Origin of the sequence: Furfurilactobacillus entadae, assembly GCF_045862745.1 — a bacterium.
In the GTDB taxonomy this organism is placed as follows: Bacteria; Bacillota; Bacilli; order Lactobacillales; family Lactobacillaceae; genus Furfurilactobacillus; species Furfurilactobacillus entadae.
In genome coordinates this window covers 26,867-34,616 of sequence record NZ_BQXN01000025.1, presented here as the reverse complement: position 1 = coordinate 34,616, position 7,750 = coordinate 26,867, and the positions used below count along the sequence as shown (strand labels likewise).

Annotated in this window: 9 protein-coding genes; all 9 read left to right on the top strand. The window is 46.0% G+C overall.

Going from position 1 to position 7,750, the window contains the following annotated elements; all coding sequences use genetic code 11:
• On the top strand, positions 1 to 161 hold a 161-nt coding region (locus ACKTR5_RS09765), incomplete at its 5' end, for an IS3 family transposase (protein ID WP_407881147.1).
• Positions 162 to 331: 170 nt separating this feature from the next.
• A complete protein-coding gene (locus ACKTR5_RS09760) occupies positions 332 to 661 on the top strand; it encodes a heavy metal-binding domain-containing protein (protein ID WP_407881142.1) in 330 nt (109 codons plus the stop codon).
• A gap of 345 nt (positions 662 to 1,006) precedes the next feature.
• Positions 1,007 to 1,306 (top strand): 30S ribosomal protein S6, encoded by a 300-nt coding sequence (rpsF, locus tag ACKTR5_RS09755; protein WP_407881141.1) that lies wholly within the window; start codon positions 1,007 to 1,009, stop codon positions 1,304 to 1,306.
• A gap of 44 nt (positions 1,307 to 1,350) precedes the next feature.
• A complete protein-coding gene (gene ssb / locus ACKTR5_RS09750) occupies positions 1,351 to 1,878 on the top strand; it encodes a single-stranded DNA-binding protein (protein WP_407881140.1) in 528 nt (175 codons plus the stop codon).
• Positions 1,879 to 1,905: 27 nt separating this feature from the next.
• Positions 1,906 to 2,148, top strand: coding sequence for a 30S ribosomal protein S18 (gene rpsR, locus ACKTR5_RS09745; RefSeq protein WP_017262420.1), 243 nt, complete (start codon positions 1,906 to 1,908; stop codon positions 2,146 to 2,148).
• Positions 2,149 to 2,305: 157 nt separating this feature from the next.
• Entirely contained in the window at positions 2,306 to 4,330 is a 2,025-nt protein-coding gene (locus ACKTR5_RS09740; RefSeq protein WP_407881138.1) for a DHH family phosphoesterase, read from the top strand.
• Between the two features lie 4 nt (positions 4,331 to 4,334).
• Positions 4,335 to 4,787, top strand: a complete 453-nt coding sequence (gene rplI / locus ACKTR5_RS09735; protein WP_407881136.1) for a 50S ribosomal protein L9 — start codon at positions 4,335 to 4,337, stop codon at positions 4,785 to 4,787.
• 212 nt (positions 4,788 to 4,999) lie between these two features.
• Entirely contained in the window at positions 5,000 to 6,382 is a 1,383-nt protein-coding gene (dnaB, locus tag ACKTR5_RS09730; RefSeq protein ID WP_407881135.1) for a replicative DNA helicase, read from the top strand.
• 119 nt (positions 6,383 to 6,501) lie between these two features.
• The gene (locus tag ACKTR5_RS09725) at positions 6,502 to 7,695 is read left to right on the top strand and encodes an MDR family MFS transporter (RefSeq protein WP_407881133.1); all 1,194 of its coding nucleotides are present in this window, start codon (positions 6,502 to 6,504) and stop codon (positions 7,693 to 7,695) included.
• Positions 7,696 to 7,750 lie beyond the last annotated feature (55 nt).

Below are 7,750 nucleotides of genomic sequence, written 5' to 3'. Positions count from 1 at the left end.
ATACATTAAAAGTTGAAATTGGTAGTTTACAGCAATACGCAAACGCCTCAGAGCTAACCAAAGCAATCAATTCCTGGATTAATTATTACAATCAAAAGCGAATTAAAATAAAATTAGGCGGTCAATCACCACTCGATTTCGAGCGGCAATTAACTGCCTAATTAACAAAACTATTTAGTTCCAACTTTTTGGGTAAACGTCAGGTTGTCAGTCCTTTTTGTTGTGTTTGATCGAAGAATGCATAAATTTAGGTTGCGTCGAGGTGAGTTTGTTGCAAGGTTTGTTCTAAAATCGGCACAATAAAGACAACAAAATAATGGGGGATGAGCTAATGACTGAAGCAGTAAACGTTTTAGTGGTGACGACAGAAAATATTCCGGGTCAAGAATACGAAGTAATTGGTGAAGTGTTTGGGCTAACAACACAGTCCAAAAACGTGGTCAAAAATATCGGTGCTGGATTGAAAAACATCGTTGGTGGCGAGATCAAGGCATACACAGAATTACTGAGTGAAGCCCGCGACATTGCGGTGACGCGCCTTCGTGCAAATGCTGCAGCCATGGGTGCAGATGCCGTAGTCATGATGCGCTACGATTCCGATTCCATTAGTCAGGACATGGAAACGGTCGCCGCTTATGGAACAGCTGTAAAATTTAAGTAAGCTAAATTTATGGTTAATGAATTACTGGTTGACGCTCACTACAGGGCGGCAGTCAGTTTTTTTATTAACGTTGATTACGGTCGGTCATTTTAAAAGATGAGCTCAATAAAAAATCTTTGGGCGCACATCACGTATGTTAATTATGTGTGAACGAACGTCAGTGTTACGCGGGTCATTCGGTTAAGATGTCACGGATGTTAATGCCACCCTTGAGGAGGGTGGGTTGTTATTTAAGAAGTGTCATGCTATACTTTTAGTTCGTGAGCGTTCACCCTTTTCGGTGAATGACTCCTTACCCGTTGTTATTGAACGCGGGTCTAAAGACCATAAGGAGGTAGACAGTCGATGTTAGCAACTAAGTATGAAATCACCTACATCGTTCGCCCAGATTTAGATAGCGACGCTAAGCAAGCCTTAGTTGATCGTTTTGACAAGATCTTGACGGACAACGGTGCCCAAATTGCTGATTCAAAGGACTGGTCAACTCGGCGCTTTGCGTACGAAATCGGAGGTTTTAACGAAGGTACTTACCGCGTTATCAACCTGACCACTGACCAAGCCGAAGCTTTAAACGAATTTGATCGTTTGGCTAAGATCAGTGACGGAATCTTACGTCACATGATCGTTAAACGCGACGCTGAATAAGCATCCGTTTAAATTAACAAAATTTCGAGAGGAGCACTTCAACCATGATTAATCGCGCCGTTCTAACTGGCCGCTTGACTCGTGACCCTGAAGTTCGTTACACACAATCAGGAGCAGCGGTTGCTACGTTTACGTTAGCCGTTGACCGCCAGTTTACGAACCAGCAAGGTCAACGAGAAGCTGATTTTATCAACTGCGTTGTGTGGCGGAAGTCAGCGGAAAACTTCGCTAACTTTACCCACAAAGGTTCGCTTGTTGGAATCGAAGGTCGGATTCAAACCCGGAACTATGATAACCAACAAGGTCAGCGCGTTTACGTGACTGAAGTGGTCGTTGAAAACTTTGCCTTATTAGAATCCCGTTCACAAAGTGAGCAACGGACTAACAACGCAGGTAACAACGGCGGCTTCAACAATAACGCTCCTCAACAAGGAAGCGCCAATCCGTTTGGTGGCAACAATGGTGGGAATACAAACAGCGCAGCTGCAAGTAGCCAACCAAGCCAACCAGCCGATCCGTTTGCTGGAAACAGTGACAGCATCGACATTTCGGATGACGACCTTCCATTCTAATAACTAGAAGATCGGAGGATTATAACTATGGCTGATCAACGTCGTCGTGGTGGTAACCGTCGTCGCCGTAAGGTAGACTTCATCGCCGCAAACCACATCGAATACATCGATTACAAAGATACAGAATTGTTGCAACGGTTTATCTCAGAACGAGGCAAGATTTTACCTCGTCGAGTAACTGGTACGTCCGCTAAGAACCAACGTCGTTTGACGGTGGCAATCAAGCGTTCACGGATTATGGGCTTGCTCCCATTCGTTGCTGAAGACTAATTGTCTTTTAAACAGCTCCCGCTGGGGGCTGTTTTTTTATTGCGCTAAATTGGGACGATTTAGGGGACCACAGAACGTGGTGTCGACGGTCACGAGTGTTTTGCCTTCCTGAGGTGTGATAAAATGTTATCAGGATTTACAGAAAGGAACGGACAACATGAGGCAATTATTTGCACGGTTCCGCTTACCTGTGTTTATGCAAAATACACGGTTGCGCTGGGTTGCCATTGAGGGTCAACTGTTGGCGCTTCTTGGAATCGTTGCGGCATTTATCGTAAACTGGATTTTTGGGTTGGTCGTATTGATTGCGGCGGCCGCTTTGTTAATCATTATTTTTAATACGCTTCAAGAAATTAGTATTGATACGCAGGAGTTTATTGCGGATCTATCGTATCGAATCAAACGTGGCGAACAAGAAGCCTTAATCAAAATGCCGATGGGGATTTTGATTTTTAATGATCATCAACGCGTGTCCTGGATCAATCCGTACTTACAGCAATATTTTGGTGAAACGGACGTTTTGGGGAAGGCTATCGCTGATGTCGATGAGGAGTTGGCCACAGCAATCACTGAGCATGGCGATGATGAGACATACAGCACAATCACGTGGGCCGGGAAGCAATTTTATTTGCTAGTTCAACATGAACTAAACGTCGTGTACTTAATGGATGTGAGCCACTATGCTCAAATCGAACAGGACTACCACAATGAACAACTGGTCCTGGGGAACATTTCGCTCGATAACTACGATGAAGTCACGCAGAGCATGAGTGACTCAGATGTTTCGACGTTGCGGAATTATGTGACGAGCACCCTGGCCGATTGGACAAAACAGTTCAATATGTACCTGCGGCGGCTTAATTCTGATCACTACCTGTTGATTGGTCATCTTCATGATCTGGAGCGGTTGGAAGACGATAAATTTAAGGTTCTGGATACCATTCGGGAGACGACTTCAAAGCAAAATTACCCACTAACGTTATCAATGGGGATCTCGTATGGGTTAAAGGATCTTAACCGATTGGCAGGATTGGCACAAAGTAACCTTGACCTAGCTCTTGGTCGTGGTGGTGATCAGGTTGTGGTGAAAGCCGAAGACGAAGAAGCCCGTTTTTATGGTGGAAAGACCAATCCAATGGAAAAACGGACGCGTGTGCGGGCTAGAATGATTTCTCAGGCGCTACAGGAATTATTCAGTCAATCGGACCAGATCTTTGTTGCGGGCCACCAGACGCCTGATATGGACTCTCTCGGGGCATGTCTGGGAATTCGACGGATCGCCCAGATGAACGGAAAGAAATGCTGGATCATTTTGGATGAGGCCCAGCAAAGTCATTCTGATATTCAGCAGTTGTTACAGGCTGTTGATCGATATTCAGAAATTAAAGACGCAATCATTACCCCGGCTGACGCCGTTAACCGCGCTACGGATCAGAGTTTCTTAGTCATGGTGGACCACTCGAAACCGTCACTCTCAATGGGACGTGATGTGTATGAGAAGCTCCAAAATCGAACGGTCATCATTGATCATCATCGGCGTGGCGAAGAATTTCCTGAAAATCCGGTGTTGGTTTACATTGAACCATATGCGAGTTCCACTTGTGAGTTGATCACTGAAATGTTAGAGTACCAACCACAGGAAGCAAATGCGATCAATAAAATTGAGGCAACCGCAATGTTGTCAGGGATTGAAATTGACACCAAACACTTCACGGATCATACGGGGACGCGAACGTTTGATGCGGCGAGTTACTTACGGTCAGCGGGTGCCGACGCGGGGTTGATTGCACAGTTTAACAAAGAAAACCCCGATAGTTACATGAAACGGAACCACCTGATCAGTCGAGTTGAGCTGGTTAACGATAATGCGGCAATGATTGCAGGAGAGGATCAGCAAAGCTATGATTCTGTCACGGCAGCTCAAGCCGCGGATTCGTTGTTAAGTATGGCCGGGATCGACGCTTCGTTTGTCATTACGCTTCGTCAGGATGGGCGGGTTGGTGTTTCAGCGCGGTCAACTGGTGAGGTCAACGTTCAGGTTATCATGGAACAGATGGGTGGCGGTGGTCACTTGCAAAACGCCGCAACGCAAGTCGAAGGTCAAAGTGTTAGTGAAGTTCGGCAGACGTTACTCGATTTATTGATTGAAGAAGCAACTGAATCAAATAAAACAAAGGAGTAAACTCATGAAAGTAATCTTTTTGGAAGACGTTAAGGGCCGTGGTAAGCGTGGCGACATCAAGGATGTTCCTGATGGTTACGCACAAAATTTTCTGATCAAAAATGGTAAGGCGAAGGTCGCTTCCGCCGCTGCAATGAGTCAGTTACAGGGCCAACAACGTGCGGAAGCACGTGAAGAAGCTGCTGAATTGGCTGATGCACAGGCGTTGAAGGCAACCCTTGAAGCCGATGAAACCGTTGTTGAAATTAAAGCCAAAGCTGGCTCTGACAGTCGGTTATTTGGTTCGATTCCGTCAAAACAAATTGCACAGGCCCTAGAACAACAGTTCAATTTAAAATTAGATAAACACAAGATTGATCTACCAAATCCAATTCGCGTGCTCGGGTATACGAACGTTTCGGTTAAACTGCACGCCCAGGTAACGGCTAAAATCCGCGTTCATGTGGTTGCCCAGTAGTGGATCATCTTCGGGAGCGGGATTTCCATTATTGTGAACAGCCGCTGTCGATTGGGAATGGAAGTTATGAACCAGAGAATGCTGCTTAAATTAAAGCGACTGGATCTCCCAACGTTTGGGAAACCAGTCGCTTTAATTTAATGCTTGTTTACTCAATGAGCTTATGGGATAACTTGGATAGTATTAGTCGTAAAGAAATAAGCGGAGAGAACATGGATAATGTAGACTTGCGGGAGCAAACCCCGCCACAAAATATTGAAGCCGAACAGGCTGTTTTAGGGGCCGTTTTTTTAAGCAACGACGCGTTACCAGCAGCGATGGAGTATTTACAGGCTGAGGACTTTTATCGGCGTGCTCACCAAATCATCTTTCAAGTAATGATGGATTTGAATGCCAACGGAACCGTTGTTGATGCCGTGACGGTAAACGACGCGTTAACGGGCAACGGGCAGATCGATGATGTCGGCGGCGTGAGTTACATTGCAGAGCTAGCGCAGGCGGTCCCAACGGCTGCCAACGTTGGCTACTATGCCCGCATTGTTCAGGAAAAAGCCGTTTTACGGCGTCTGATCAAAACGGCAACGGACATCGTCACCCGCTCTTACAACGAAGAAGATGACGTCGCAACGCTACTTGAAAACGCTGAGACTGAAATCATGCGGGTAGCGGATGATCGGAGTAGCGGTGGGTTTAAACCGATTGCTGATGTCTTGAATCAAGCGATGAATACCGTGAATGAGTTGTCGAAAAATGGAAACGAAATTACCGGGTTAGCAACAGGCTTCCATGAGTTAGATAAAATGACTACGGGGCTTCACGAGGATGAGTTGATTATTCTTGCCGCCCGTCCCGGGGTCGGGAAGACTGCGTTTGTGCTTAACATCGCTGAAAACGTTGCGACAAAGACAAACAAAACGGTTGCCATGTTTAGTTTGGAAATGGGTGCAGAATCATTGGTTAACCGGATGCTGTGTGCAGAGGGGAGCATCGATGCAAACCATTTGCGGACGGGGCAATTGACGGACGAAGAGTGGCAAAACTTAGTGGTTGCCATGGGGGCGTTGTCAAAGACCAGTGTGTACATTGACGATACACCAGGGAACCGGATGGCTGAAATCAGCGCCAAGTGTCGGCGACTTGCGAAGGAACATGAGCTTGGCATTATCATCATTGATTATTTGCAACTGATCGAAGGTGGTAATAAGGAAAACCGGCAACAAGAAGTTTCTGACATTTCGCGGCAACTCAAGAAGTTGGCCAAAGAACTACGGGTACCAGTGATTGCACTATCCCAATTGTCTCGTGGCTTGGAACAGCGGCAAGATAAGCGACCAGTGTTATCTGATATTCGTGAATCTGGATCAATTGAACAAGATGCCGATATCGTTGCCTTTCTCTACCGTGATGACTACTATCAACGGGATAATGATGACGATGATAACGGTAATGACCCTCGTGATGATGAAGATCAAAACGTTGGGGAAGTTGAAGTGATTATTGAAAAGAACCGTTCTGGTGCGCGGGGGACCGTTAAGCTACTGTTCGTAAAGTCGTTTAACAAGTTCTCAAACATTGCGTACACACCACAGGGGTAAACGGCGATAACAAGTTGAACAAGTGCTATCCTAACGGGCACGCATCAGTCGATGCGTACCCGTTAATTGGATGGTCAATTATTTCCCCGGAAATAGTAAACACTGAGGAGGAGAGGACAATGCAACAACAAGCTACAGGAAAAGAAATCAAGTTACCATGGCTCCTAGCTGCGGGACTTCTGAATAATATGGGGCAGAGTTTTATTTGGCCGTTAACGACCATTTACATTCATGATGCGCTCCATGAATCACTAACCGTCGTGGGACTGGTCTTATTTTTAAATTCCGCAGCCGCAATTGTTGGCTCCTACCTCGGTGGCTGGTTGTTTGACCGAATTGACGCCTATAAACTGACCCTGGTGGCAACGGTTTACGAACTGTTGACTGCCGTCTTCCTGATCTTCTGGCATGGGTGGCCGGCCTTTCCAATTGGGCTGGTCTTTATGGGCTTTGGAAGTGGGCTGTTAATTACATTGATTAATTCGTTGGGAACGACGATTAAGAAACATGACAGCCGGTACGTGTTTAACATGATCTACTTTATGCAAAACCTCGGAACTGTGTTTGGAACAATGATGGTGGGGTTCGTTTACCAGCATGGTGTGCACTACCTCTTCATAATTGCTGCGGCCATGTATGTGCTGTACTTCTTCATTGCGATGACGCAGTTTAACGTGCCGGTTGTAAAGAAACACGCTGCCCCGACTAAGCATGAAACCACGAAGTTTAAATTGCCCCGACCGAACCTCATCATTATCTGGACGTTCTTTACCACACTGATCGTTATTTGGATCATGTATGAACAGTGGGTTTCAAACATGGCGGTCTACATGACAGATCAAGGCATTCCCTTAACCAAGTACAGCTTCTTGTGGACCATTAACGCCGGGTTGATTTTGGTCTTCCAGTTAGGGGTCAATGCACTGGGTGATCGAATTCGGAATCCGTACTACCAGATTATTCCTGGAATTTTGGCCTTTGCGAGTTCATTTGTGATCTTGCTATTTGTTAAAAATTACGCGGGCTTTGTTCTGGCTATCTCAGTGTTAACGTTAGGTGAAGCGACGGCATTTCCAGCGATTCCGGCAATGGTGAATAAACTAACGCCGCTGTCAGTAAAAGGGAAGTACCAGGGCTCCGTTAACGCTGCAGCCGCAGCTGGTCGAGCGTTAGGACCGCTACTAGGGGGAATCTTGATTGACATGACGTCATACAAGTTCTTGTTTGGAACAGCTGCCATTGCGGTCTTTGCAATGCTGGTGGTCGTAATGATTGTTCGTCAGTGGCAGTACAAACGAACAACACGTTACTAATCGAATTTGAGCAAACTAAAAGAGCGGTGACCGTCCCGAAAAATTTGGGAAGTCA